The sequence below is a fragment of the Shewanella submarina genome (assembly GCF_042646185.1).
Taxonomy (GTDB): Bacteria; Pseudomonadota; Gammaproteobacteria; order Enterobacterales; family Shewanellaceae; genus Shewanella; species Shewanella corallii.
On sequence record NZ_JBHRTD010000017.1, the window covers coordinates 278,241 to 304,074 of the forward strand.

The following is a 25,834-nucleotide window of genomic DNA, read 5'->3' on the forward strand; positions in this document are numbered from 1 at the left end:
GGGATAAGAGGTTTCAGTTTACTTGATGGCCAAAACCTTTCCCATAGCCTGATGCAAATTATTGTTAATGTTTGGGATTGTTGGACCGTCACAATCCTGCCCTGTGATACAGTTATTGCAGTTTGTATCAATCAAGGCGATCTTGCCTGTTATCAGACCGGTTTCCGGGCAATTTCCCCTTTATTTTGGCCGCTTCCACTATGACAACTGAATCCATACCCCAAAAGACAAAAGAACAACCTACCAAGCTGGTCCGGCGATTTCTTGCCAGCCATAAAAGCCCGTTAACCGTATTGTGTTTATCCCCCTTTGTCGGTTTGTTGGCAGGGCTGCTTTGTACTGGTTTTGATATCGCGATTGATGCCGTAATGGATACCAGGGAAGGGTGGATGTCCGGGCGGGAACCCGGTTGGGAAATGATCTCCCTGGTGGTGCTGTCCAGCTCATTACTGTCGGCCTTTGGATTTTTACTGGTTAATAGATTTGCGCCTGAGGCTGCAGGCTCAGGTATTCCTGAAATTGAAGGTGCACTCGATGGTGTCAGGCCGGTGCGTTGGTGGCGGGTCATACCGGTTAAATTTTTTGGTGGGGTGGGAACCATAGGGGCTGGTCTGGTATTGGGACGGGAAGGACCTTCGGTGCAGATGGGTTCAAGTGTGGGCCGTATGCTGACCGATATTTTCAGGCTGAAAGATGATGAAGGACGGCATACTTTGGTCGCATCTGGTGCGGCTGCCGGACTTGCTGCAGCATTCAACGCCCCTTTGGCAGGCATCATGTTTGTGGTTGAGGAGATGAGACCTCAGTTCAGATATAACCTTGTGTCGATTAAAGCTGTGATTATTGCAGCCATTGTTGCCACTATCACTTACCGCAGTTTACAGGGGCAGGGGGCGATGATCCCGCTGCCTTCATACCCTCCCGTACCATTGTCTTCTTTGGGATTGTTTCTGGTACTCGGCCTGTTGTTTGGGGCCATTGGTGTGCTGTTTAACAGGCTGGTGGTAATGACAATGGATGGCTTTGACCGACTTCACGGTCATAAGACGTCACGATTTATTGCCGTTGGTGCGGTCTTAGGCGCTGTGTTTGGTGCCATGCTGTTGTTTTTGCCAAAGCTGACAGGTGAAGGTGTCGCTTTGATCCCTGACGCGGCCCATGGCGACTTTGCCCTTACTGCGTTATTTGGACTCTTCATGATCCGACTTGTGACCACACTGGCATGTTTCGGCTCAGGTGCACCGGGTGGTGTATTTGCGCCCATGCTGGCACTGGGCACACTGTTTGGCACCTTTTTTGGAGTGTTGTGTGGTGAACTCTTTCCGGGCATGGATATTACAGCCGGTACATTTGCCGTGGCGGGTATGGGGGCGCTGTTCGCCGCAACTGTGAGAGCACCTATTACTGGTATCTTGCTGGTGATTGAACTGACCCACAACTATGACCTGATTTTGCCTTTGTTGATCACAACATTGGGGGCAACTATGGCAGCGCAGGCTATGGGGGGGAAACCGATTTACAGCCAATTGTTACAACGCAGCCTGGCAAAACAAAAGGCCAAAGAAGCGCAGACTATCGAGCAAGAGGAGCAGGGCGTTTCATCCTCCAGTTAACATAGTCACCTATATAGCCAAGTGATAACGAAAACTCCCTCCGGGGAGTTTTTTTATGGGTTTGTCTATAGAAGAGTACATCGAATCCGCAAGACGGTATTTTACAGCCACGCTTATAGGCGATGGAGAAACTTACAGCACTGTTTATGTTATCGCGCAAAAATGATCTGGCTGACGAGGTGGGATTTAACTTGGCAACACTTGTAGAAGATCTGAGGGTTATGACAAGGAATAGTCAGCGAGATAAAAGCTGCTGTCAGATAGGTACAAAAAACCTGCAAATGCAGGCTGTTGTTTCTCTAAAAGAGATTGGTTGCGGGGGCCGGATTTAACTGGGCAACACTTGCCGACGGCCTGAGGGTTATGACTAGGAATAGTCAGCGAGATAAAAGTCGCTGTCAGATAGGTACAAAAAAACCTGCATAAGCAGGCTAATGTTCCTCGAACAAGAGGTTGGTTGCGGGGGCCGGATTTGAACCGACGACCTTCGGGTTATGAGCCCGACGAGCTACCATGCTGCTCCACCCCGCGTCCGAATTGTATTATCAGTTTTACTTCATCATAAGGAAGCTCTTAAAAAGAGAGTGGTACACCCGAGTGGACTCGAACCACCGACCCCTACCATGTCAAGGTAGTGCTCTAACCAGCTGAGCTACGGGTGTATTGGTTGCGGGAGCCGGATTTGAACCGACGACCTTCGGGTTATGAGCCCGACGAGCTACCATGCTGCTCCATCCCGCGTCCGGATTGTATTATCAGTTTTACTTCATCATAAGGAAGCTCTTCAAAAGAGAGTGGTACACCCGAGTGGACTCGAACCACCGACCCCTACCATGTCAAGGTAGTGCTCTAACCAGCTGAGCTACGGGTGTATATTTTGCGGGAGTAGGGTATTAGACCTTCGCCTGCGGTTAATAAGAGTTGAGCCCGAAGACCTGTTTCTCATCAACTAAAATTTGGTTGCGGGAGCCGGATTTGAACCGACGACCTTCGGGTTATGAGCCCGACGAGCTACCATGCTGCTCCACCCCGCGTCCGAATTGTATTATCAGTTTTACTTCATCATAAGGAAGCTCTTCAAAAGAGAGTGGTACACCCGAGTGGACTCGAACCACCGACCCCTACCATGTCAAGGTAGTGCTCTAACCAGCTGAGCTACGGGTGTATATTTTGCGGGAGTAGGGTATTAGACCTTCGCCTGCGGTTAATAAGAGTTGAGCCCGAAGACCTGTTTCTCATCAACTAGAATTTGGTTGCGGGAGCCGGATTTGAACCGACGACCTTCGGGTTATGAGCCCGACGAGCTACCATGCTGCTCCATCCCGCGTCCGAATTATCGTTGTCAGTGTTACGTTTTGTGACGCTGCCCTGACGACGGACGCTATATTAAGTGGGTTGCGCTTGATTGTGCAAGCAAAAAAATGAAATTCGCCATCGACTGACCGAATGCTGAGCAACTTGCCCATGCATTCGGCAACTTGATGATTAATGAGGCACTGTGTCCTGGATAACATCCAGAACAATCTGGTTTTTCTGAATATATCTCAGTCGGAAAGCAAACATAATCGCCGCTGATGTCAGGCCAGAGATAAACCCAATCCAGAAACCCGCCGCGCCCATTGGTTCAACAATCCAGTTGGTGTACGCCAATATGTAACCCAGTCCAAGACCGATTGGCCAATAGGAGATCAAGGTAATAAAGAAGGCACTGCGGGTGTCTTTATATCCACGCAGGGCTCCGGCTGCGACTACCTGAATGGAGTCTGACAGTTGATAAAGTGCGGCAAGCAGCATAAGCGACCCCGCCAGTGTCACGACTTCCGGGTTGCCGTTATACAGCATGGCAATATCATGACGCAGCAATATGGTAAGCACTGCCGTCACCATAGCCAGAGAGAAAGAGAGGCCCAGTCCCACTTTGGTGACTTTGGCGGCAATTTCCCATTGATCCCGACCCAGGTAGTAGCCCACGCGAATCGACACTGCGATACCGATGGAAAGTGGCAACATAAATACGATGGATGAGAAGTTCAGTGCAATCTGGTGACCCGCCACCACAATTGAGCCTAATGGTGCCAACAAGAGTGCAATCACCGCAAACAGACTCACTTCAAAGAAGAGTGACATGGCAACTGGAAGACCGAGCTTTGCCATATCCCACATGGTTTTTGCATGGGGCTTAAAAAACTGCTCGAACAAAGCAATCTCGCTGAACTTCTTATGGAAGCGGATATAAACGGCCATAGAAAGGAACATGGCCCAGAACACCAGCGCCGTTGCAACCCCACAACCGGCTCCGCCCATGGCTGGCATACCAAAATGGCCATAGATAAGGATATAGTTGGCGGGAATGTTTACCGCCAGGCCAACGAATCCAATGATCATGGTGGGCAGGGTATAGGAGATGCCTTCAGCACAGCCGCGCAGTACCTGATACAACACAAATGCCGGGGCGCCCCACATGATGCCATTGATATAGCCCAGAGTGAGCTGATGCAATTTTGGTTCAAGTTCCATAAATTGCAGGATGAAGTTCGCACTGCTTAAAAACAGAATCACACCGATACTGCCGATTATGGCAATATAAGCCGCCTGTTGGGCCAAAGGGGCGATAGCTTTCGGATTATTGGCGCCGTGATGGTGAGCAAACATTGGCGTAAAGGCCATCAACAGCCCCTGGACAAACAGGATTGCCGGCAACCAAAGGCTGGTACCAACAGCAACGGCGGCCATATCAACAGCGCTGACCCGGCCAGCCATCACAGTGTCGATAAAGCCCATCATGGTCTGGGTGACCTGGGCAATAAGCACTGGCAACGCCAGTTGGATCAATCGTTTGGCCTGAAAGCCCGTATGATTCATGGAAAAACCTATAAAAAAGCGAGTGGAAAATGTTTACTGGTATTGTACAAGCCACCTGTGAAGTGACTGCGATTCAAAAAAATGATGGATTCCACACCCTGGAAGTGGCCATTCCTGCCGCGTTATGCGAAGGCCTGACGACGGGCGCAAGTGTCGCAAATAATGGTGTGTGTCTGACAGTCACACAGATCGCGAATGATAGGGTGTTTTTTGACGTAATGGAAGAGACCCTTAAGTTGACTAACCTGTCAGATTTACAAACTGGAAGCTGGGTCAATATCGAGCGTTCTTTGACCTTCGGCAGCGAAATTGGTGGGCACATTTTATCCGGCCATATTCACACCACTGCTGAAGTGGTTGAGGTCAGTGATACCGATGAACATTACGATGTCAGAGTCAAGGTTGAACCAAGCTGGATGCGATACATTCTCTATAAAGGTTTTGTAGGCATTAATGGTTGCAGTCTGACTGTGGGAAAGGTTGATGAAACCAGCTTTTGGTTACATTTAATTCCAGAGACATTGAAGCTGACTAACCTGAAAGCCGCCACGGTTGGCAGCCGTATTAATATAGAAATAGACAGTCAAACTCAGGCTATTGTTGATACTGTTGAAAGAGTCCTGGCCGCCAGATTTTCGGGTCAATAATACTGTTCGTCATCCGCGTCTACATGAACTTCAATTTTTTTGTGGAGCTCATCGACATGCAACCTCAAATGTATGGGGTTGCAACATACGCGGCAATCTTCAAAGTACTCCTGATCACCATTGCTGCCATCTATATCTATATGCTGATGATGCCCGCAGTGTGGGCAATGAATAGTGTTGGATTTGAGCTTCATTACTCGGCTCCCAAATAGCCTGTGGCACTGCGGCCACCATCTACCGCGATGACCTGGCCTGATATATAGGGAGCCTGTGCCAAAAACACAGCCAATTGAGCAATGTCCCCGCTCTGGCCACAGCGGCCGAGAGGAATATGGGCGGTGACTGCTTGCTGCTTCTGGTCGCTGCTGCCGTGAGGCCAGATGATCGCACCCGGAGCAATTCCATTCACCCTGACATCAGGCGCCATCTCCAGTGCCAGTGAACGGGTTGCCATCTCCAATCCTGCCTTAGCAATAGAGTAGAGTCCATAATCCTTTAAGGGCCGTTGGCCGTGAATATCAACAAGGTTTAGAACGCTGCCCTGGCTTTGCGCCAGCATCTTGCCCAGTTCCCGGGATAAAAAGTAGGGCGCCAGCAGGTTGGTCTGTAACATGGCCTGGGCATCGCTCATGGTGACGGAAGCTAAGGGCATCGGCTTGAAAACCGAGGCATTATTGACCAGCACTGTCAGCGACGGCAGCGTCGTTTTTACCTCTTCGGCTAACTTCAGAACGTCCTGTTCATAGCTGAGGTCCGCCTGAAACCCTTGTGCGGAGCCACACCTTATCAGGTTGAAACTATCAACCAAAACCTGAGCCTCACCCTTTGAGTGTAAATAGTGGATAGCCACATTAAACCCTGCCTGATGAAATTGCCTGGCGATTTCAGCCCCCACACGCTTGGCTCCACCTGTGATCAGCACCCAGGGTTCTTTCATGTCGATTCCTTTATATATTGATGTTTCAGTTGGAGCTAAGCATAGCTTGCTGTTGTGCACACAATGTGGCGGATCGCTGCCTGAAACTCAAGAGATTACCTGCAAACGTGCGGGCCTGAATCTTAAACTCAAACCTTAGCATTTACAGGGGCAAAGGAGAGGGCAGCAGGTTGCTCCGTTACTGGGTTTCACGTACACTCCCATCCCTGCATCCGGAAATGTAGAACTCCGTACTGTTCTGTCGCCGGGATGCAACTTTCTTCTTTTATTTTTATCACCAAGTGGCCCTGCGTATGGGTCACCACTGGAATAAGGATTTTACATGCCTGTAATTACTCTTCCTGACGGCAGCAAACGCGAATTTGACCGTCCAGTTTCCACTCTTGATGTTGCAGCTGATATCGGCCCAGGTCTGGCAAAAGCCTGTATCGCCGGCCGTGTAAACGGTGAGCTGAAAGACGCCTGTGACCTGATCGAACAGGACAGCGAACTGTCTATCATCACCGCCAAGGATGCTGAGGGTCTTGAGATCCTGCGTCACTCATGCGCCCACCTGCTGGGTCATGCCATCAAGCAACTGTGGCCAGAAACCAAAATGGCTATTGGTCCTGTGATCGACAACGGCTTCTATTACGACGTTGACCTGGAGCAAAAGCTGACCCAGGAAGATCTGGACAAGCTGGAAAAGCGCATGCAGGAGCTGGCCAAGACTCACTACAACGTGGTGAAGCGCGTGGTGAGCTGGCAGGAAGCACGCGATGCATTTGAAGCACGCGGTGAAACCTACAAGATGGAAATTCTGGATGAGAACATTGGCCGCGATGAAACTCCGGCTCTGTATCATCACGAAGAGTACACTGATATGTGTCGTGGCCCGCACGTTCCAAACATGCGTTTCTGCGAACACTTTAAACTGATGAATGTTGCCGGTGCCTACTGGCGCGGTAACTCAGACAACAAGATGCTGCAGCGTATCTATGGTACTGCCTGGGGTGACAAGAAAGCCCTGAAAGCACACATCGTTCGTCTCGAAGAAGCTGCCAAGCGTGACCATCGTAAGATTGGTAAGCAGCTGGACCTGTACCATATGCAGGAAGAAGCACCTGGTATGGTGTTCTGGCACAACAATGGTTGGAGCCTGTTCCTGGAGCTTGAGCGTTTTGTTCGTCAAAAGCTGGGTAACTACGATTACCAGGAAGTAAAAGGTCCACTGATGATGGACCGCGTGCTGTGGGAACGCAGTGGTCACTGGGACAAGTACTCTGAGGCCATGTTCACTACCAGCAGCGAAAACCGTGAATATGCTATTAAGCCAATGAACTGTCCAGGTCACGTCCAGATCTTTAACCAGGGCCTGAAGTCTTACCGTGACCTGCCATTGCGTATGGCTGAGTTCGGTTGCTGTCATCGTAATGAGCCTTCCGGCTCCCTGCACGGTTTGATGCGTGTGCGTGGCTTTACTCAGGATGATGCTCATATCTTCTGTACTGAAGAGCAGGTTCAGGCTGAGGTAAGCAGCTGTATCAAGATGGTATATGACACTTACGCGACTTTCGGTTTTGAAAATATCGTGGTTAAGCTGTCTACCCGCCCAGAAAAGCGTATCGGTGACGATGCGATGTGGGATCGTGCTGAAGAAGCTTTGAAAGAAGCACTGCGCAGCAACGGTATCGAATTTGAGGTTCTGCCGGGTGAAGGTGCCTTCTACGGTCCGAAAATCGAATTTACTTTGCATGATTGTCTTGACCGTGCGTGGCAATGTGGTACCGTGCAGCTCGATTATGCACTGCCGGGTCGTTTGGGTGCGACTTATGTGGCTGAAGATAACAGCCGTCAAACCCCTGTGATGATTCACCGTGCAATTTTGGGCTCCCTGGAGCGCTTCCTCGGTATTCTTATTGAAGAATATGCAGGTAAATTCCCTGTTTGGTTGGCGCCAATGCAGGCTGTTGTCATGAATATCACTGACAAACAGGCGGATTATGTTGAAGAAGTCGTCAAATCCTTCAAAGAACAAGGCATTCGTGCATCTTCGGACTTGAGGAACGAGAAAATTGGCTTTAAAATACGCGAGCACACTTTGAAGCGTGTACCATTCCTGCTTGTTGTAGGCGATCAGGAAATGGAAAATCAGGAAGTAGCGGTGCGAACCCGTGATGGTGTTGACCTGGGTAAATTCAAGATCGAAGCATTTGCCGACATGGTCAAGAAACAAATTTCGCTCCGTAGTCTCAATCTGTTGGAGGAATAGGTCATAAAGATCAAAAAAGCAGGGCGTCAGGCTGCCCCAAACCGTATCAACGATGAAATCACTGGTGTACCAGAGGTTCGTTTAAACGGCGTCGATGGCGAGCAAATCGGTATCGTAAGCATTCGTGAAGCTCAGAACACGGCTGATGAAGCCGGTCTGGATCTGGTAGAAATCAGCCCGAATGCAGAACCGCCAGTCTGTCGCATTATGGACTACGGAAAGTATCTGTTCGACAAAGCTAAAGCAGCTAAAGAGCAGAAGAAAAAGCAAAAGCAGATTCAGGTTAAGGAAGTTAAATTCCGTCCTGGAACTGACGAAAACGACTATCAGGTAAAACTACGCAACCTGATACGTTTTCTGGAAGACGGAGACAAAGCGAAAATTACGTTGCGTTTCCGCGGCCGGGAAATGGCTCACCAGAACCTGGGTATGGATCTTCTGAACCGTATCAAGGCTGACCTGGAAGAGCTGGCAGTTGTGGAATCCTTCCCGAAAATGGAAGGTCGCCAGGCTGTAATGGTTCTCGCGCCTAAAAAGAAATAGTAGGGCAACCTTCAAAGTAAAAGGGGGTTGACTGAGGTCAACCCCCTTTTCGCCTTACGTTTTATTAATCATCCCAATGCGGAGTTTTAGATATGCCTAAAATGAAGACCGACAAGGGTGTTGCTAAGCGTTTTAAGAAAACCGCTAATGGTTTCAAGCGCAAGCAAGCCAACCTGCGTCACATCCTGACCAAGAAGAGCACCAAGCGTAAGCGTCACCTGCGTGCTAAATGTCAAGTAGCTAAAGCTGATGTGCCAGCAATCGCACGTCAACTGCCATACGCTTAATTTGAGGAGATAGAAAGATGCCAAGAGTTAAGCGTGGTGTAACCGCTCGTGCTCGTCACAAGAAAGTTCTGAAACTTGCTAAAGGTTATTATGGCGCTCGTAGCCGTACTTTCCGTGTTGCTGTTCAGGCAGTAACTAAAGCTGGTCAATATGCTTACCGTGACCGTCGCCAGAAGAAACGTCAATTCCGTCAACTGTGGATTGCTCGTATCAACGCGGCTTCTCGTCAGAATGGTCTGTCTTACAGCCGTTTCATCAACGGTCTGAAGAAGGCGTCAATCGAAATCGATCGTAAGATTTTGGCTGACATCGCTGTATTCGACAAAGTAGTTTTCGCTACTCTGGTTGAAAAGGCAAAAGAAGCTCTGGCTAAGTAATTAGTCTTTGATTCTGTTAAAAAGGGACCATCTGGTCCCTTTTTTCGTTCTGGCGTAAGTTGTGTAAAACGCCCCCGCGATATCCCTTAAGCTGTAATCCCCATCATCAGGCTCAACCTCCTACTCCCTATAGATCAACTTTCCTCAAATCCCAGGCTGTTTTCCTTAGAGTGTCAGCTTGTGGCAGGTCTTAATTGCTACCTTGGTCTTGCCCATACCGCCCGGGCTGTGGTGAGACAATTTGGGCCAATGGCTGTTCATGTATTGTCTGACTGATAAGCGCTTCGCTTGCTGTAATTGAGTTGAGATATTATCTGAGCTTGCTCTTTGCCTTGGCTCATTATCCTTGCCTGGAGGCATGCTCTCGGATTGATAGAGGGGAGGGGACGAGCGGAGATTTGGCAAATTTAACAGATAAAAAAAGCAGCCCGGAGGCTGCCTTTTGTTGTCTCTTTTGCAGGTTACTGAGCATCCAGGAAGCGTTCAGCATCCAAAGCTGCCATACAACCTGTACCGGCAGACGTAATTGCCTGGCGATAGATGTGGTCCATTACATCACCGGCAGCGAAGATACCTTCGATGCTGGTTTGTGTGGCGTTACCTTCCAGACCACTTTGCACTTTCAGGTAGCCGTTGTTCATTTTCAGCTGACCTTCGAAGATACCGGTATTAGGGCTGTGGCCGATGGCTACAAACACACCCGCGACTTCCAGATCTTCAATGCTGTCATCTTTGGTAGAGCGGATTTTTACACCAGTTACACCCATCTGATCGCCAACCACTTGTTCCAGAGTGCGGTCCAGGTGCAGTACCACATTACCATTTTCCGCTTTATCCAGCAGACGGTCCGCCAGAATTTTCTCTGAGCGGAAGCTGTCGCGACGGTGGATTACGTGAACTTCTGAAGCGATATTGCTCAGGTACAGGGCTTCTTCAACAGCAGTGTTACCACCACCGATAACGGCAACTTTCTGGTTGCGGTAGAAGAAACCATCACAGGTTGCACAGGCGGATACACCACGGCCTTTAAACTCTTCTTCAGAAGGCAGGCCCAGATACTTGGCTGATGCGCCGGTAGCGATGATCAGAGAATCACAAGTATATTCGCCATTGTCGCCAAACAGACGCAGTGGGCGAGTGCTGAAATCGACTTTGTGGATATGGTCAAACAGGATCTCTGTATTGAATTTCTCGGCATGCTTTTGCATACGCTCCATCAGACCCGGACCTGTCAGATCATCCGGATCACCTGGCCAGTTTTCTACTTCGGTAGTCGTGGTCAACTGACCACCTTGCTGCATACCTGTGATCATCACTGGGTTGAGGTTGGCACGCGCAGCATAAACCGCCGCTGTGTATCCCGCAGGACCTGAACCCAAAATCAAAAGTTTGCAATGTCTGGCTTGGCTCATTGTTATCTCCGTGCCTTAAATAAATTGCGCCGATTGTAGGGAATTTAGCACCCGGGGTAAAGCTAACTCCCCGATTGCTTCAATCGAAAAAGGGAGCCGCAGCTCCCTTGATTCTTAAACCAAACTTTACAGCAGGTTAGTTGGATCTACAAAGGCCATGTTATGTGCCTCAGCGACCTCTTTGCAGGTAATCTTTCCATGCATCACGTTCAGGCCATTCAACAGGTGCTTGTCAGCAAGCAGGGCCTGCTTATAGCCTTTCTCCGCCAGTCTGATGATGTAGGGCAGGGTCACGTTGTTCAAAGCAAAGGTAGAGGTGCGGGCTACCGCGCCTGGCATATTGGCTACACAATAGTGGACAACATCATCGACGATATAAGTCGGCTCTTGGTGAGTCGTTGCCTTGGAGGTTTCAATACAACCACCCTGATCAATCGCAACATCTACGATGGCACTGCCTGGCTTCATGCGGGAGATCATATCGGCGGTCACCAGCTTGGGCGCTGCAGCGCCAGGGATCAGTACACCACCAACAACCAGATCTGCTTCCAGTACGTGACGCTCAATGGCATCAGCCGTAGAGTAGATAGCCTTTACGCTGGAGCCAAACTGGACATTCAAACGACGCAGGGCGTCAACGCTGCGGTCCAGCACAACCACATCTGCGCCCATACCTACAGCCATTTGTGCTGCATTGGTACCGACCATGCCGCCGCCGATAATCACAACTTTGGCAGGCTCAACACCGGGTACGCCACCAAGCAACATGCCACTGCCGCCTTTGGATTTTTCCAGTGCCATGGCACCGGCCTGAATAGACATACGGCCGGCAACTTCAGACATAGGTGCCAGCAATGGCAGGCCACCACGGTCATCGGTTACTGTTTCATAGGCGATACATACCGCGCCGGAGGCAATCAGTTCTTCTGTTTGTGGGAGGTCTGGAGCAAGGTGGAGGTAAGTAAAGAGAATTTGGTCTTGTTTGAGCATGGCGCGCTCAACTGCCTGGGGCTCTTTCACTTTAACGATCATATCAGCAGCATCGAACACTGCTTTGGCGGTTTGAAGTATCTCGGCACCGGCATCGATGTAATCCTGATCTGTAAATCCGATTCCCATCCCTGCCTGGGTCTCTACCAAGACATTATGCCCCTTTAAGGTGAGCTCGCGAACACTGGCTGGCACCATGCCTACACGGTATTCGTGGTTCTTAATTTCCTTGGGTACACCAATAATCATCTTTGAGCCTCTTCTGATAAAAAACCCATTTTTCATAGGTATATTTGTTATTTTATGCTTCCTGAAGGTGATTCTTTCAGGGGTTTCTAGTATAGTATCGAGTTAGCAGTTAATGCTGCTGAACATTCGACATACACAATATAAAATATCGTTTTAACCCTAAAACAAGGTTAATACTATGCCATATAATAAAAAGAGTCCTGTAAAAGACTTAGATCGGATAGATCGCAACATTCTTAACGAACTACAAATTGATGGTCGTATCTCCAACGTAGAACTGTCAAAGCGGGTTGGTCTGAGTCCAACTCCATGTTTGGAAAGAGTGAAGCGTTTAGAGAAACAAGGTTATATCAACGGCTACACAGCCCTGGTTAACCCGCACTTCCTCGGTGCTTCTCTGCTGGTCTTTGTTGAGATTACCCTGAACCGTGACACCCCTGAGGTGTTTGACAAATTCAATCGCGCTGTGCAACTGCTGGACGACATTCAGGAATGCCACCTGGTATCCGGCGATTTTGACTACCTGTTGAAAACACGCGTATCTGATATGTCTGCCTATCGCCGTTTGTTGGGTGAGACCCTGCTGAAATTGCCAGCGGTTTCTGATACCCGCACATACGTAGTGATGGAAGAAGTTAAGCAAACCAGTCGAGTGGCGATTCAGCCTCTTGCTGCGAAAGAAGCATAATTTCGAAACGATAAAGGGCCTGCGGGCCCTTTTGTTTTACAGACAGTTTTTACCCTGCATCAATTTCTTTACAGCATTTCATCTTCTGCATTAGAAATCGCCCATCAAAGGGGGATTCGCTGCATATTCATGGAGTTTCTGATATCTTAAAGCCAATTGTATCGATTTTTACGGAATGCTTGGCTTGTCTCAGGGAACTCGCGTTAATACGCTTACCGGATTACAACGGCTGCAGGAAGGCGGCTTATTAATCACCTGTATGCTGGCGACTTTTATTTTGCTGGCGTTAAGCAGCTTTCATCCGGCCGATCCGGGCTGGAGCCAAACCAGTTATCAAGGTGAAATCCATAACCTTACCGGTGCTGTCGGGGCGTGGCTCGCCGACGTGCTGTTTTATTTCTTTGGGTATACCGCCTATTTAATCCCATTCGTGGTGGCCTTTACCGGCTGGTTGCTTTTCAAACGAACCCATAAGCTGCTGGAAATAGATTACTTTTCTGTCGGTTTAAGGCTGGTCGGCTTTATTTTGATGGTATTGAGCCTGGCCACGCTGGCCAGTATGAATGCCAACGATATTTATGAGTTCTCTGCCGGTGGCGTAGCCGGTGATGTTATTGCTGACGCCATGTTGCCCTATTTCAATACACTGGGGACGACTTTGCTGTTGTTGTCCTTTGTCTGTGCTGGCTTTACCCTGTTTACCGGTGTGTCCATGTTGGTGTTGGTGGAAGTTACTGGCATGGTGTGTATTAAGTCAGTGCTTTGGTTGTACCATCTACCCGAGCGTCTCAAGCAGGATGCCTCAGAAACAGAAGATACCCGGGGCTTCATGTCTCTGGTGGATAAGTTCCGCGAGAGAAGGGGCGGGGTAGACCAGCCTCATGAAGATGAACTTGATGAGGAGCCCGAGCACGATGCGCTTGAGGCCGACTCTCAGGCCAGTGGTCTGGTATCAAGATTCTCCGGCATGCTGAAGAAAAAACGCGAAGAGCCTGAACTGGTGGAGGTCCAAGCGGAAGCTGAAGCTGAAGTTGTTAACGCCCGTGTCGAGCCTAAACTTGCTGCTGTTGTGGACGAAGAAAGCGAAACTCCACCATGGGACGAGCCCAAGTCTGCAGAAGTGATCGACTTCGACAGCAAAAATTCTGTGGGTGGCGTGAACGCCAAAGCACGCCTCGATGCCAGCAAAGCAAAAGTGGTTGATGGCATCATTACCATTCCGGGACAGGAAATTGTTCCACCAAAGCCAACCACGCCACTGCCGGATATCAGTCTGTTGGATGTGCCAAACCGCAAACATAATCCTATCAGCCAGGAAGAGCTGGATCAGGTGGCACGACTGGTAGAAGCCAAATTGGCGGACTTTAATGTTGTCGCCAATGTTGTGGGGGTATTCCCAGGCCCCGTAGTCACCCGTTTTGAGCTTGAACTGGCGCCTGGTGTGAAAGCATCCAAGATTACCAACCTGTCCCGCGATTTGGCCCGTTCTTTGTTGGCTGAGAGTGTTCGCGTAGTAGAGGTGATCCCGGGCAAGGCCTATGTGGGCCTGGAAATCCCCAATAAATTCCGCGAAACCGTGTTTATGCGCGATGTACTGGACTGTGAAAAGTTCACCAGCAGCGAGTCAAACCTGACTATGGTGCTCGGGGCTGATATCGCCGGTGAGCCGGTTGTCGTAGATCTGGGTAAAATGCCCCACTTGCTGGTAGCGGGTACCACAGGCTCTGGTAAGTCTGTTGGTGTGAACGTGATGATCACCAGTTTGCTGTATAAGTCCACGCCTGATGACGTTCGCTTTATCATGATCGACCCCAAGATGTTGGAACTGTCTGTATATGAAGGCATCCCACATCTGCTGTGTGAAGTTGTGACCGATATGAAAGAAGCGGCCAATGCACTGCGCTGGTGTGTTGGTGAGATGGAGCGTCGCTACAAGCTGATGTCTGCGGTAGGTGTCCGTAATCTGAAAGGCTATAACGCCAAGATTGCCGATGCTAAAGCCAAAGGGGAGCCCATTATGGACCCACTTTGGAAATCTTCTGACTCCATGGAGCCCCAAGCGCCTGAGCTGGAAAAACTGCCATCTATCGTTGTGGTGGTGGACGAGTTTGCTGACATGATGATGATCGTGGGCAAGAAGGTTGAAGAGCTTATCGCCCGTATTGCTCAAAAGGCCCGTGCCGCGGGGATACACCTTGTGCTGGCGACCCAGCGCCCTTCGGTGGATGTGATCACCGGTCTTATTAAGGCCAACATTCCCACCCGTATGGCGTTCCAGGTATCGTCGAAAATTGACTCCAGAACCATTTTGGATCAGCAAGGTGCTGAAACCCTGTTGGGTATGGGTGACATGCTGTATCTGCCTCCGGGTACCAGCGTTCCTGTGCGGGTTCATGGTGCCTTTGTGGATGACCATGAAGTGCACGCGGTTGTGGCCGACTGGCACGCACGTGGCAAACCTCAGTATATTGATGAGATTTTGCAGGGTGCCAGTGAGGGCGAGCAGGTATTGCTGCCGGGTGAAGCTGCCGAAGGCGATGAAGAATTGGACGCTCTGTACGATGAAGCGGTTGCCTTTGTAACAGAAACCCGCCGTGGATCAATTTCCAGCGTGCAGCGTAAATTTAAGATTGGTTATAACCGGGCTGCCCGGATTATTGAGCAGATGGAAATGCAGGGTGTTGTCAGTAGTCAGGGCCATAACGGCAACCGTGAAGTACTGGCTCCACCTCCACCAAAATAACATTGCAGGTGAAACAGGATATGAAAAAGCGCGTCAGTTTTTCCTTGGTAGCTATGGCCTTGGCATTCAGTGCCGGTGCCTTGGCGGATGATGCCGCTTCATTGAAGCAAAAGCTGGGTCAACTCGATGGCATGAGTGCGGATTTCCAGCAAACCGTCACAGACGTAAATGACAAACAGATACAGCAGGGGCAGGGCGTCATTGCATTGGCCTCGCCCAATCGTTTGTACTGGCACTTAACTTCGCCTGACGAGTCCATGATAGTGGCTGATGGCAAGGATGTATGGATTTATAACCCCTTCGCGGAAGAGGTGACAGTACTGGGCATAGACGAAGTGATTGCCGCGTCGCCTATTGCGCTGCTGGTTCAGCAAGATGATAAGGTCTGGCAGGACTATGGGGTGACCAAAGCCGGTGACTGCTATCAAATCAAGCCCAAGAGCCTGGACAGTCAGGTGGTTGGCGTAGATGTTTGTTTCAAGGGTGACACCCTGTCTCAATTCAGTATTCTGGACAGTCAGGGCAATAACAGCCTGTTTAAGCTCAGGGGACAAAGAGCGCTGGACGCCAGGGATGACACCTTGTTCAAGTTTACGGTACCGGAGAACGTCGATATCGACGACCAGCGTACCGGAGAATAATGTGTGACCAGTATGAGTTTTGATTTTGCGCCTGATTTCCGGCCGTTGGCGGCGCGTATGCGTCCCAGAGAAATGTCAGAATACATAGGTCAGGCGCATCTGTTGGGTGACGGCCAGCCGCTGCGTAAGGCGCTTGAGGCAGGACGAGCGCACTCTATGTTGTTCTGGGGGCCACCTGGTACGGGTAAAACCACCCTGGCCGAATTGGTAGCCCACTACGCCAATGCCCATGTTGAACGTATCTCGGCCGTGACTTCAGGGGTAAAGGAGATACGTGCAGCGATTGAACAGGCCAAAGCTGTCGCCCAGGCCCGTGGTCAGCGTACGCTGTTGTTTGTGGATGAGGTCCATAGATTTAATAAGAGTCAGCAGGATGCGTTTCTGCCTTTTATTGAAGATGGCACAGTTATCTTTATTGGAGCCACCACAGAAAACCCATCGTTCGAAATCAATAATGCTTTGCTATCCCGTGCCCGGGTCTACCTGATCAAGAAGCTGACTCCTGATGAGATTAAGCTGATGGTGACTCAGGCGCTCAATGATGACGAGCGTGGCTTGGGCAAACGTCAGTTGAACATGCCTGACGAGGTGCTGGAGCAGCTGGCCCAGACCTGTGATGGTGATGGGCGTAAGTCCCTCAATCTGCTTGAGCTGATGAGTGATATGGTCGCCGATGGTGGCACCTTCACTCTGGATATGCTGACTCAGGTAGCCGGGGTCCAGCTTGCTGGCTACGACAAGAATGGCGATCTCTATTACGACCTGATCTCTGCAGTACATAAATCCATCCGAGGTTCTGCGCCTGATGCCGCTTTGTATTGGTATTGCCGTATTCTCGAAGGTGGTGGCGATCCTTTATATGTTGCCCGTCGCTTGTTGGCCATCGCCTCGGAAGATATAGGTAACGCCGATCCTCAGGCTATGACAGTCGCGATCAATGCCTGGGAGTGTTTCCATCGGGTAGGGCCAGCAGAGGGTGAACGGGCCATTGCACAGGCGGTGATTTACCTGGCAAGCGCTCCCAAAAGTAATGCCGTATACACTGCCTTTAAAGCAGCGAGAGCACTCGCACGGGAGACAGGAAATCAGGGGGTGCCTATGCATCTGCGCAACGCACCCACTGGACTGATGAAGGACATAGGATTCGGCGACGGATATCGCTATGCTCACGACGAGCCAAATGCCTATGCTATGGGCGAAAACTATTTCCCTGAGCCACTGAAGGACAGTCGTTTCTACTTCCCCACCGAGCGGGGATTTGAAAAACGGATTAAAGATAAGTTGGCTCAGCTGGTACAGCTCGATTCTATCAGTGAGAACAAGCGTTATGATGACTAACATTTTGTTTGTCGCCATGGGCGGAGCCATCGGAGCCGTATGCCGTTATTTGATATCAATATTTATGATCCAGGTATTTGGCACCGGATTTCCTTTTGGTACACTGCTGGTTAACGTATTGGGCTCCTTTGTTATGGGAGTCATTTATGCATTGGGGCAGGTGAGTCATGTCAGTCCGGAACTCAAGGCCATGATAGGTGTTGGTTTGCTGGGCGCATTGACAACGTTTTCCACCTTTTCCAATGAAACCCTGTTATTAATGCAGGACGGCGAATGGCTGAAAGCCGGCCTTAATGTGGTGCTGAACCTGACTATCTGCCTAGCTGTAGTATATATGGGCCAGCAACTGGTCTTTTCTCGCGTTTAACTATTAAGAAAATAAGACATGTTAGATCCAAAATTTTTGCGCACTGAACTGGAAGTGACAGCGGAACGCCTGGCGACCCGCGGCTTCATCCTTGACGTTGACCGTATCCAGAAACTGGAAGAGAAGCGTAAGTCCCTGCAAGTTGAAACCGAAGAACTGCAGGCCAAGCGTAACTCTATCTCCAAGTCCATCGGTCAGGCCAAGGCCCGTGGTGAAGATGTTGCTCCAATCATGGCTCAGGTAGGTGATCTGGGTTCTCAGTTGGATGCCCAAAAGCAAGAGTTGGCGGATCTGCTGAGTGAAATTTCCGGTATCGCAATGACAACTCCTAACCTGCCGGACGAGTCAGTACCTGTTGGTGCCGATGAAAACGAAAACGTTGTTGTTCGCAGCTGGGGGGAGCCTCGCAGCTTTGACTTCGAAGTAAAAGATCACGTTGATCTGGGCGAAGGTCTGCAGGGCCTTGACTTCAAGAGTGCGGTTAAAATCACCGGCTCACGCTTTATCGTGATGAAGGGGCAGATTGCCCGTATGCATCGTGCTCTGGCGGCTTTCATGCTGGATACTCACACCCTTGAGCACGGTTATACCGAAGCCTACGTTCCTTATCTGGTTAATGCTGACAGCTTGCTGGGTACAGGTCAGCTGCCAAAGTTTGGTGAAGATCTGTTCCACACCAAGCCAGCGACTGAAGAAGGCCAGGGCCTGAGCTTGATCCCAACTGCGGAAGTGCCACTGACCAACCTGGTTCGTGACACTATCGTTGATGAAGCTGAGCTGCCAATCAAGCTGACTGCTCACACGCCTTGCTTCCGCTCTGAGGCTGGTTCTTACGGTAAAGACACCCGTGGTCTTATCCGCCAGCATCAGTTCGACAAGGTGGAAATGGTGCAGATTGTGAAGCCGGAAGACTCCATGAATGCCTTGGAGGAGCTGACAGGCCACGCTGAAAAAATCTTGCAAAAGCTGGGCTTACCGTATCGCACAATGGTATTGTGTACTGGCGACATGGGATTTGGTTCCGCTAAAACCTATGATCTGGAAGTATGGCTGCCAGCGCAGAACACTTACCGTGAAATCTCCTCTTGCAGCAATATGCAGGACTTCCAGGCGCGTCGTATGCAAGCCCGTTACCGTGGTGGTGATAACAAGCCAGTCTTGTTGCACACTCTGAACGGTTCTGGTCTGGCAGTCGGACGTACTCTGGTGGCGATTCTGGAAAACTATCAGAACGCAGACGGTACCATTACAGTACCAGAAGCGCTGCGTCCATATATGGGCGGTCTGGAAAAGCTGGGTTAATAGCCGGTTTCCAGCCAGCTTTAAAAACAAAAACTAAGCAGTAACAGCGTTATTTAGGGATTTGGTCAGTTCGATATGGATAGCAGTATTTTATACTTGCGCTGGCTGTCCTATGTTGCAGTGATTGCCGTCTTTGTCGGCATCATGTTTGCGACCTTTGGGGAAGCCATAGTGCTGATTATGGAAAATGTCGGCAAATAACCGATAACTCAACTCGCTTAATGAAAAAGCCCCGCATCGCGGGGCTTTTTGTATTTGGCTGTCAGTGACCAGAACGCTGATCAACATTCAATAAGCTTGCCGTTTGGATTGTCTCTTAAACTCCTTGCCGGCAGTTCAGAAGTATTTGGCTCTGACCATGGCATCCATGCCGCCATCGACGAACAGCACACTGCCTGTCACAAAGGAAGCCTGCTCAGATATTAAAAAACCTACTGTAGCGGCAATTTCAGCGGGTTGACCTGCACGGCCCACAGGCGCAACAAATTTCTTTACAGCCTCGCCAAATCGCGGGTCTTCTTTTGAGGCCTGATGCAGTGGAGTCTCCACGGCACCCGGAGCCACAACGTTGATGCGCAGTCCTTTATTGCCTTCTGCTGCCGCTTGCTGGCGGGCCCAGCAGGTGACAGCGTACTTGGAGGCTGCGTAGCTGATTTGAGGCGCATTGGCACTCTGAGCTAACTGGCGGGTTTGAGTTTCATCACCACCCAGCATGGTATCAACCATAGCGTGTGGACCTGCCAATTGCGCTGTTGCTGCAACCGAACCTATGACAACCACTGCAGGATTATCATTTTGATAGAGATCTGACTTCAACCCCTCTACCAGTTCGGTGACACCAAAGAAATTGACCGATGTAATAAGCGCGGCGTCAGGCGCTGTTACGCCAACACCTGCGCAGCATACCAAACCGGACAACTGTCCTTTCGCCAGCGCTTTAACATGTTCGATGGCGGCCACACGCCCCTGAGGTGAGGACAGGTCAGCACTGACCTGAGTGAATTTTTCATCGGTTTGGCGGTCAATGCCGATAATGGTATGGCCCTGGTTGGCCAAAAACTCACATACTGCTGCACCAATCCCGGAAGCGCTGCCGGTAACTGCAATAACTGACATTTGTGACTCCTGTTTGTCCTTGTTTTTGTTATTCGACACCGGTGGGCAATGTTTGTCCTCGTCCGGCGAGACTAGCTTTCCTTGCTTTTTAATCTGAACGTTTGTCCGGCTTAACCCTAACCTTATCCTAAACCTTCTGGAAACTGAGCCTCTGTGGCCTTACTGCGATAGCATTCAACGGGAACTGGTCGAGCCTTGATATTCAGTGGTGTCAGTTGCGGTAACCCCCTGATGCTCGTTTGCCTCCTGCTGTGATGAGTGTTTATCTGATGTCACGGAATGACGCTTAAGACGCACCAGCAGGATAACAGAAGCCAGTACACTGATGTTGCTGATTAATATCGCTATACGCAGTGAGTCACTGCCAAACCAGGGCGTCAGTATATCGCTGATTGCGCCTGCAACGACCGGACCGACTCCAAACCCCAGCAGAGTAACCAAAAGGGTTTGTAGCGACACTGCAATTCCCCGGATTGATGGCGCAACCCATTCAGTCAGTACCGCCATACTGGGACCGACCCAGAATACTGAGAAGAAACCCGCCAGGGCACATGGCAACATGGCAAGGGGAAGTCGAACATCACCCAGTTGCAGGTAGTATTCGCTGGGGAACAGTAAGTAAATCAATAGCGCCAACAGGCCGAGCAGGTGACCTTTGATGGCCAAATCCAAAGGGCTCTTTTGGCCATGTTGTTTGTCTGCGAGATAGCCACTCAGCAGCATGCCGACAGCAGATGCGCCTCCGGCAATGGTGCCAGCAAGGAGTCCTGCATTTTGCAGGCTCATACTGTGACTGCGTACCAGAAAAGAGGCGTTCCACATAGCGTAGGCGTTAGAACCCAGGGTACCCAGGGCCGCAGCGAGAATAAGCAGGCGTATCCGTTTATCCTGCCAGAGTGTAATCACTGCGGGCCAAATACCTTTAAGCAAACTTTCACCGCGATGATGAGTATTTGGTGAATGAGTTGACTGGTGACGTTCAGGCTCCCTTATCAACCAGAGCGACAATGCCAGGGGCAAGACAGGCAATGCCACCAGTGCAAAACTGTCGCGCCAACCTATCAGGTTCACTATATAAGCACCAAGGCTGAGGGCGAGGATGGCTGAAAATGTCGCTGCTGATGAGAAAATACTGATGGCAAATGCACGTCGATTTATTGGATATACATCTGAGATCAGAGAAATGGATGCGGATGCAACCGGAACCTCTGCCACGGCAACCAACATTCGCAGCCCAATAAGCACCCAGAGCGCCTCGACTGTTGCTCCTAACCAGGTGGTAACAGTCCAAACAAAGGCACAGAATGCCAGCAGGTGAGTGCGGTTGACTCTATCTGCCTCTCTTCCTGCGGGGAGACACAGCAGGGCGAACACCAGCGCAAAGGCCAGGCCGGTAACGACTCCCATTTGCGCATCTGATGCGTTGAACTCCTGCTTTATCGGTTCGAGCATTACCGCCAGGATCTGCCTGCCGGTAAACATCTGGATATAAACGGCGGTCAGCAGAAGCAGCAGTCCATGCTGCTTCACAAAAGCCCTGATGTTATTCACCGGGTCAGCTCTGACTGACTTGTTGACGTTCCCGGGCCATAGTCATTGCCGTATCGTCAATCATGTCTTCCTGACCTCCCACAGTCCCCCGACGACCGAGTTCAAGCAGGATATCCCTTGCCGGTACCCCGTATTTCTTCTCTGCGCGTTGGGCAAACAGTAAGAATGAGGAATAGACGCCGGCATATCCCAGAGTCAGAGCATCACGGTCGATACGGATAGGCTGCTCCATCATGGGCACAACCAGATCTTCGGCCACATCCATAATGCCGTAAAGATCTATGCCATGGTTAACCTGCATACGCTCAAGCACAGCCACAAACACTTCCAGCGGCGTATTACCCGCGCCTGCGCCCAATCCTGCGACAGACCCGTCGATACGGTCGGCACCTGCTGCCATGGCGGCCAGAGAGTTGGGGATACTCATACCAAGATTATGGTGACCATGGAAACCTATCTCTGTGTCCGGTTTGAGGTGCTGTCGAAGCAGCGAGATACGGTCAGTGACGTCCTGAGGCAACATATAGCCAGCAGAATCTGTGCAGTAGATGCAATTAGCACCGTAGGATTCCATCAACTTAGCCTGTTGCAGCAGTTTTTCTGGCGTGATCATATGGGCCATCATCAGAAACCCCACAGTGTCCATGCCCAGCTCTCGGGCAAGGCCAATATGTTGGCCTGAAACATCAGCTTCGGTGCAGTGGGTAGCAACGCGAATTGTATTTACGCCCAGATCATGTGCCATACGCAGATGGTCCACTGTGCCTATTCCCGGCAACAACAGCGCAGAAATTTTCGCCTGGGTCATCTGTGGAATGACCGCACTCAGATACTCTTCGTCGCTATGGGCGGGGAAGCCATAATTCAGTGATGCACCACCCAGACCGTCGCCATGGGTCACTTCAATTAAGGGGACACCGGCTTTGTCCAGACCCGTCGCGATGTCGACCATCTCTTTAAGGCTGATCTGATGCCGTTTTGCATGCATGCCGTCACGCAGGGACATGTCATGCAGTTTGACTTTTCTTCCTTTCAAATCCATGAGTCTTTTCCTTATCCCTGAGTAGATGATGCCAACATGGTATCCGCCAGCATTTCGGCGGTGCGTGCGGCTGATGCCGTCATAATGTCCAGATTGCCCGCATAGGTGGGCAGGTAGTCACCCAAACCTTCGACCTCCAGAAACACCGATACCTTTCTGCCGTCGAATACCGGACCATTCTTCAGCTTGTAGCCGGGTACATAACGCTGCACTTCGGCGATCATGGCGTGAATCGACTCGGTAATGGCTTGCTGATCAGCGGTGTCTTTGGTCAAGCAGTGAATGGTGTCACGCATCAGCAGTGGTGGCTCGGCAGGGTTAATCACGATAATGGCCTTGCCCTTGTCTGCACCGCCCACTTGCTCTACAGCACCTGCAGTGGTTCGGGTAAATTCATCGATATTCTGGCGTGTCCCCGGGCCTACAGATTTGGACGACACAGTAGCGACAATCTCAGCATATTCCACAGCCTGTACTCTGGATACCGCGGCAACCATAGGTATGGTGGCCTGGCCGCCACAGGTCACCATATTCACGTTCATGGTGCCTGGCTTTAGTCCATCCAAATTGACAGGTGGGACACAATAGGGACCAATTGCCGCCGGTGTCAGGTCAATCATCAACACGCCAAGCTCATTAACTTTGCGGGAGTTGTCTGCATGCACATAGGCCGAGGTGGCATCGAACGCGATACGAATATCATCCGCTTTGATATGGGGCAGCAGCCCATCAACGCCTTCGGCTGTGGTTTTAAGACCGGCTTCCCGGGCGCGGGCCAGACCTTCGGAGTCAGGATCTATTCCCACCATCCATACCGGCTCCAGTATGTCGCTGCGCTGCAGCTTATACATCAGGTCGGTGCCGATATTTCCCGAGCCTATCAATGCACACTTAATTTTGTTCATTATGCTTCCTTTCCATCTTGGTGAAGCGGGTCATTCGCAGAAACTCACGCTGCAATCGCCCAGGCCTTCAATCGTCATAAAGAAGTGGTCGCCGGCTTTGGCATCGATTAATGGAGCCAGGGCACCGGAAAGTATAATTTCGCCTTTTTTAAAGGGGATACCGTACTGACCAAGCGTATTGGCAAGCCAGGTGACTGCCTGAGCAGGGTGTCCCTGAACTGCGCTGCCAACACCTTCGCCCGCTGGCTGATTGTTGTGGTAGAGCTTCATTTGGACTGCAGCCAAATCCAGGGAGCGTGGGTCGATTCTTTGCTCGCCAATGACAAACACGCCACAGGAAGCATTATCAGCCACAGTATCCACAATGGAGATGCGCCAGTCCTGAATGCGGGAATCGACAATTTCAAAGCAGGGCGAGACCCACTCAGTGGCGTCCAGTACCTGCTCGGCAGTAATCCCCGGGCCAACCAGATCTTGCTTAAGGCGAAAGGCGATTTCCCCCTCGGCTCTGGGCTGGATCAGACCTGCTTGCCTGAGGCTGATAGTCGACCCTTGTGGGTAATGCATACTATCTGTCAGAAAACCAAAGTCCGGCTGATGAACATTGAGCATTTGCTGCACAGCCTTACTGGTCACTCCTATCTTTTTACCGATCACCTGTTCACCATTAGACTGCCGTAAGGCCAGGGTCGACAGTGAAATTTGGTAGGCATCGTCTATGGTCAGAGACTTATCTTCTGCAATCAGTGGTGGCAGGGTTTGCCTGTGTGTCAACGCATGAAAAAGTCGCTCACCCCATTGCCTGTGCTTGTTGTCAATCATGCTTTGCTCCTCTGACAGCATCAGACCAGAGATCTGGCAAGCCAGGATCCGTTTGTCTGATAAGACGTTTCAGCAGCAGCTTGAGCGCAGTGACATCACCGCGGCCGATTTCATCCACCAGGTCGTCTTCTATGGCTTTGGCCTGGGCGATTTGCCCAAGTGAAGCCTGATGGCCTTTATCTGTCAGGGCATATTTCTCGCCAATACAAGTGACCAACCCGGAATGGACCAGCTGGGCCATCTGGTTTTCATCCAGACTTTGACCCGTGTATTCGATGTGGGCGTTAAGACCGGTCAGGTCAATGCCACCTTGAATTGCCAGTACGGAAACAGCGAAGAAATGTGCCGGACTTAAGTCAAATCTTGCCAGCTCCTTTTGCATTCCCTGCATCATTTGAAAATGCGCTCTGCCCAGCAGGTATCCGAGCAGATCTTCGTTGTAGTTACAGTCCAGTGGCTCTTCTCTCTGACTGAGCTGCACGCCCTCCCAGGGCTTGCGGGCAGTCAATGCATATTGACCGCTTTGGAACACCAGAGGTGGCAATGCAGAGTGATCGAAATCGAGGACTTCACCAATAAAGATAATGTGGTCGCCGCCGTCATGAACAAAGGCGGTTTTACATTGGAAGCGGGCACTGCACTGTCCGATTAACGGTGCATTGGTTACGCCCTGATCAAGCGCAAGGTCTTTAAATTTGTCTTCCCCTTTAGAGGCAAAACGGTTGGACAGATCCTGTTGGTCCATAGAAAGTACGTGGACATTCCAGTGTTCTGCCTCAGTAAACACCGGCAAACTCATGGCCGTTTTGGCAAGGCTCCACAGCACCAGAGGTGGCTCGAGGGACACAGAGTTAAAACTATTGGCGGTCAGGCCGACAGGTGTGCCATCAGGTGCCCGGGTAGTGATAATGGTTACCCCGGTTGTGAAGGTGCCCAACGCATTTCTCAGGGCTTTTGGATCAGGTTTGGTCGCCGACATAGCAGACTCCTCATGGTTCAGCCGTCATCCAGAGGCGGACGTGATAATGCTGCCAGTATCCGCAGCCCTATAATCTTCTCCATCGTCGATACGGACTAACGCCGGCTGGCTTGGAACACTGTCAGCTATTTACGCAGAACAGGTTTTGGCGAATCAGTAAGAGTTGTGACGT

24 protein-coding genes and 7 tRNA genes are annotated in these 25,834 nt (G+C 50.6%); 13 read left to right on the forward strand and 18 right to left on the reverse strand.

Translation table 11 applies throughout. The features are described 5' to 3' along the window. Positions 1 to 200: 200 nt before the first annotated feature. Complete coding sequence (clcA, locus tag ACFOE0_RS15095) at positions 201 to 1,613, forward strand: H(+)/Cl(-) exchange transporter ClcA (RefSeq protein WP_248937249.1); 1,413 nt, start codon at positions 201 to 203, stop codon at positions 1,611 to 1,613. A 454-nt stretch (positions 1,614 to 2,067) separates the two neighbouring features. Here the strand turns inward: clcA and ACFOE0_RS15100 are convergent. From ACFOE0_RS15100 to ACFOE0_RS15135, 8 genes are all read right to left on the reverse strand, one after another. Continuing rightward, positions 2,068 to 2,144: transfer RNA gene (locus ACFOE0_RS15100), tRNA-Met, on the reverse strand. A gap of 54 nt (positions 2,145 to 2,198) precedes the next feature. Further along, positions 2,199 to 2,275 (reverse strand) — tRNA-Val (locus ACFOE0_RS15105). A gap of 2 nt (positions 2,276 to 2,277) precedes the next feature. Next, a tRNA-Met gene (locus ACFOE0_RS15110) sits at positions 2,278 to 2,354 on the reverse strand. Positions 2,355 to 2,408: 54 nt separating this feature from the next. Then, positions 2,409 to 2,485: transfer RNA gene (locus tag ACFOE0_RS15115), tRNA-Val, on the reverse strand. An 85-nt stretch (positions 2,486 to 2,570) separates the two neighbouring features. Next, positions 2,571 to 2,647 (reverse strand) — tRNA-Met (locus tag ACFOE0_RS15120). A gap of 54 nt (positions 2,648 to 2,701) precedes the next feature. Then, positions 2,702 to 2,778: transfer RNA gene (locus ACFOE0_RS15125), tRNA-Val, on the reverse strand. Positions 2,779 to 2,863: 85 nt separating this feature from the next. Continuing rightward, positions 2,864 to 2,940 (reverse strand) — tRNA-Met (locus tag ACFOE0_RS15130). 158 nt (positions 2,941 to 3,098) lie between these two features. Next, entirely contained in the window at positions 3,099 to 4,475 is a 1,377-nt protein-coding gene (locus tag ACFOE0_RS15135) for an MATE family efflux transporter (RefSeq protein ID WP_248935979.1), read from the reverse strand. A 29-nt stretch (positions 4,476 to 4,504) separates the two neighbouring features. Here ACFOE0_RS15135 and ACFOE0_RS15140 point away from each other — a divergent pair, with 29 nt between their 5' ends. After that, positions 4,505 to 5,122 carry a riboflavin synthase subunit alpha gene (locus ACFOE0_RS15140; RefSeq protein ID WP_248935981.1) on the forward strand — a complete coding sequence of 206 codons (618 nt, stop codon included), beginning with the start codon at positions 4,505 to 4,507 and terminating at the stop codon, positions 5,120 to 5,122. Here ACFOE0_RS15140 and ACFOE0_RS15145 read toward each other — a convergent pair. Further along, positions 5,116 to 5,316 carry a CPXCG motif-containing cysteine-rich protein gene (locus ACFOE0_RS15145; protein ID WP_115138813.1) on the reverse strand — a complete coding sequence of 67 codons (201 nt, stop codon included), beginning with the start codon at positions 5,314 to 5,316 and terminating at the stop codon, positions 5,116 to 5,118. The genes ACFOE0_RS15140 and ACFOE0_RS15145 overlap by 7 nt on opposite strands. Beyond that, the gene (locus tag ACFOE0_RS15150) at positions 5,316 to 6,059 is read right to left on the reverse strand and encodes an SDR family oxidoreductase (protein ID WP_248935982.1); all 744 of its coding nucleotides are present in this window, start codon (positions 6,057 to 6,059) and stop codon (positions 5,316 to 5,318) included. Before ACFOE0_RS15150 ends, ACFOE0_RS15145 begins: the two co-directional genes overlap by 1 nt. A 322-nt stretch (positions 6,060 to 6,381) precedes the next feature. On the opposite strand from ACFOE0_RS15150, the gene thrS reads away from it, so the two are divergent. The 4 genes from thrS to rplT all read left to right on the forward strand — a co-directional run bounded on the left by thrS (position 6,382) and on the right by rplT (position 9,517). Then, the gene (gene thrS, locus ACFOE0_RS15155; protein ID WP_115138815.1) at positions 6,382 to 8,310 is read left to right on the forward strand and encodes a threonine--tRNA ligase; all 1,929 of its coding nucleotides are present in this window, start codon (positions 6,382 to 6,384) and stop codon (positions 8,308 to 8,310) included. 3 nt (positions 8,311 to 8,313) lie between these two features. Beyond that, complete coding sequence (infC, locus tag ACFOE0_RS15160) at positions 8,314 to 8,853, forward strand: translation initiation factor IF-3 (protein ID WP_115138816.1); 540 nt, start codon at positions 8,314 to 8,316, stop codon at positions 8,851 to 8,853. Between the two features lie 92 nt (positions 8,854 to 8,945). Further along, positions 8,946 to 9,140, forward strand: coding sequence for a 50S ribosomal protein L35 (rpmI, locus tag ACFOE0_RS15165; protein WP_115138817.1), 195 nt, complete (start codon positions 8,946 to 8,948; stop codon positions 9,138 to 9,140). A 17-nt stretch (positions 9,141 to 9,157) separates the two neighbouring features. Next, positions 9,158 to 9,517 carry a 50S ribosomal protein L20 gene (rplT, locus tag ACFOE0_RS15170; protein WP_115138818.1) on the forward strand — a complete coding sequence of 120 codons (360 nt, stop codon included), beginning with the start codon at positions 9,158 to 9,160 and terminating at the stop codon, positions 9,515 to 9,517. 461 nt (positions 9,518 to 9,978) lie between these two features. On the opposite strand, the gene trxB is transcribed toward rplT, so the two are convergent. Both trxB and ald read right to left on the reverse strand, forming a co-directional pair. After that, positions 9,979 to 10,929 carry a thioredoxin-disulfide reductase gene (gene trxB, locus ACFOE0_RS15175; RefSeq protein WP_248935983.1) on the reverse strand — a complete coding sequence of 317 codons (951 nt, stop codon included), beginning with the start codon at positions 10,927 to 10,929 and terminating at the stop codon, positions 9,979 to 9,981. 126 nt (positions 10,930 to 11,055) lie between these two features. After that, positions 11,056 to 12,168 (reverse strand): alanine dehydrogenase, encoded by a 1,113-nt coding sequence (gene ald / locus ACFOE0_RS15180; RefSeq protein WP_248935985.1) that lies wholly within the window; start codon positions 12,166 to 12,168, stop codon positions 11,056 to 11,058. 178 nt (positions 12,169 to 12,346) lie between these two features. Between ald and lrp the strand changes: the two genes are divergently transcribed. The 7 genes from lrp (at position 12,347) to ACFOE0_RS15215 (ending at position 19,448) form a co-directional block, all read left to right on the forward strand. Then, on the forward strand, positions 12,347 to 12,856 hold the full coding sequence (gene lrp, locus ACFOE0_RS15185) for a leucine-responsive transcriptional regulator Lrp (RefSeq protein ID WP_115138820.1): 510 nt from the start codon (positions 12,347 to 12,349) through the stop codon (positions 12,854 to 12,856). A 184-nt stretch (positions 12,857 to 13,040) separates the two neighbouring features. Next, positions 13,041 to 15,599, forward strand: a complete 2,559-nt coding sequence (locus ACFOE0_RS15190; protein WP_248935986.1) for a DNA translocase FtsK — start codon at positions 13,041 to 13,043, stop codon at positions 15,597 to 15,599. A 20-nt stretch (positions 15,600 to 15,619) separates the two neighbouring features. Then, the gene (gene lolA / locus ACFOE0_RS15195) at positions 15,620 to 16,240 is read left to right on the forward strand and encodes an outer membrane lipoprotein chaperone LolA (protein ID WP_248935987.1); all 621 of its coding nucleotides are present in this window, start codon (positions 15,620 to 15,622) and stop codon (positions 16,238 to 16,240) included. A 3-nt stretch (positions 16,241 to 16,243) separates the two neighbouring features. Continuing rightward, positions 16,244 to 17,578, forward strand: a complete 1,335-nt coding sequence (locus tag ACFOE0_RS15200; protein WP_115138823.1) for an AAA family ATPase — start codon at positions 16,244 to 16,246, stop codon at positions 17,576 to 17,578. After that, positions 17,571 to 17,945, forward strand: a complete 375-nt coding sequence (gene crcB, locus ACFOE0_RS15205; RefSeq protein ID WP_115138824.1) for a fluoride efflux transporter CrcB — start codon at positions 17,571 to 17,573, stop codon at positions 17,943 to 17,945. The genes ACFOE0_RS15200 and crcB overlap by 8 nt, the downstream gene beginning before the upstream one ends. Positions 17,946 to 17,963: 18 nt before the next feature. Then, a complete protein-coding gene (gene serS / locus ACFOE0_RS15210) occupies positions 17,964 to 19,247 on the forward strand; it encodes a serine--tRNA ligase (RefSeq protein ID WP_248935989.1) in 1,284 nt (427 codons plus the stop codon). Between the two features lie 75 nt (positions 19,248 to 19,322). Beyond that, positions 19,323 to 19,448, forward strand: a complete 126-nt coding sequence (locus ACFOE0_RS15215) for a hypothetical protein (RefSeq protein WP_283106449.1) — start codon at positions 19,323 to 19,325, stop codon at positions 19,446 to 19,448. A gap of 135 nt (positions 19,449 to 19,583) precedes the next feature. On the opposite strand, the gene ACFOE0_RS15220 is transcribed toward ACFOE0_RS15215, so the two are convergent. The 6 genes from ACFOE0_RS15220 to ACFOE0_RS15245 all read right to left on the reverse strand — a co-directional run bounded on the left by ACFOE0_RS15220 (position 19,584) and on the right by ACFOE0_RS15245 (position 25,662). Further along, positions 19,584 to 20,363, reverse strand: coding sequence for an SDR family oxidoreductase (locus ACFOE0_RS15220; protein WP_248935990.1), 780 nt, complete (start codon positions 20,361 to 20,363; stop codon positions 19,584 to 19,586). A gap of 174 nt (positions 20,364 to 20,537) precedes the next feature. Further along, complete coding sequence (locus tag ACFOE0_RS15225; protein WP_248935991.1) at positions 20,538 to 21,914, reverse strand: MFS transporter; 1,377 nt, start codon at positions 21,912 to 21,914, stop codon at positions 20,538 to 20,540. A gap of 4 nt (positions 21,915 to 21,918) precedes the next feature. Beyond that, on the reverse strand, positions 21,919 to 22,956 hold the full coding sequence (gene dmpG, locus ACFOE0_RS15230; protein WP_248935992.1) for a 4-hydroxy-2-oxovalerate aldolase: 1,038 nt from the start codon (positions 22,954 to 22,956) through the stop codon (positions 21,919 to 21,921). An 11-nt stretch (positions 22,957 to 22,967) separates the two neighbouring features. After that, the gene (locus tag ACFOE0_RS15235) at positions 22,968 to 23,864 is read right to left on the reverse strand and encodes an acetaldehyde dehydrogenase (acetylating) (protein ID WP_248936370.1); all 897 of its coding nucleotides are present in this window, start codon (positions 23,862 to 23,864) and stop codon (positions 22,968 to 22,970) included. A 27-nt stretch (positions 23,865 to 23,891) separates the two neighbouring features. After that, complete coding sequence (locus ACFOE0_RS15240) at positions 23,892 to 24,683, reverse strand: fumarylacetoacetate hydrolase family protein (protein ID WP_248935993.1); 792 nt, start codon at positions 24,681 to 24,683, stop codon at positions 23,892 to 23,894. Next, on the reverse strand, positions 24,676 to 25,662 hold the full coding sequence (locus ACFOE0_RS15245; protein ID WP_248935995.1) for a flavin reductase family protein: 987 nt from the start codon (positions 25,660 to 25,662) through the stop codon (positions 24,676 to 24,678). The genes ACFOE0_RS15240 and ACFOE0_RS15245 overlap by 8 nt, the downstream gene beginning before the upstream one ends. Between the last annotated feature and the right edge of the window lie 172 nt (positions 25,663 to 25,834).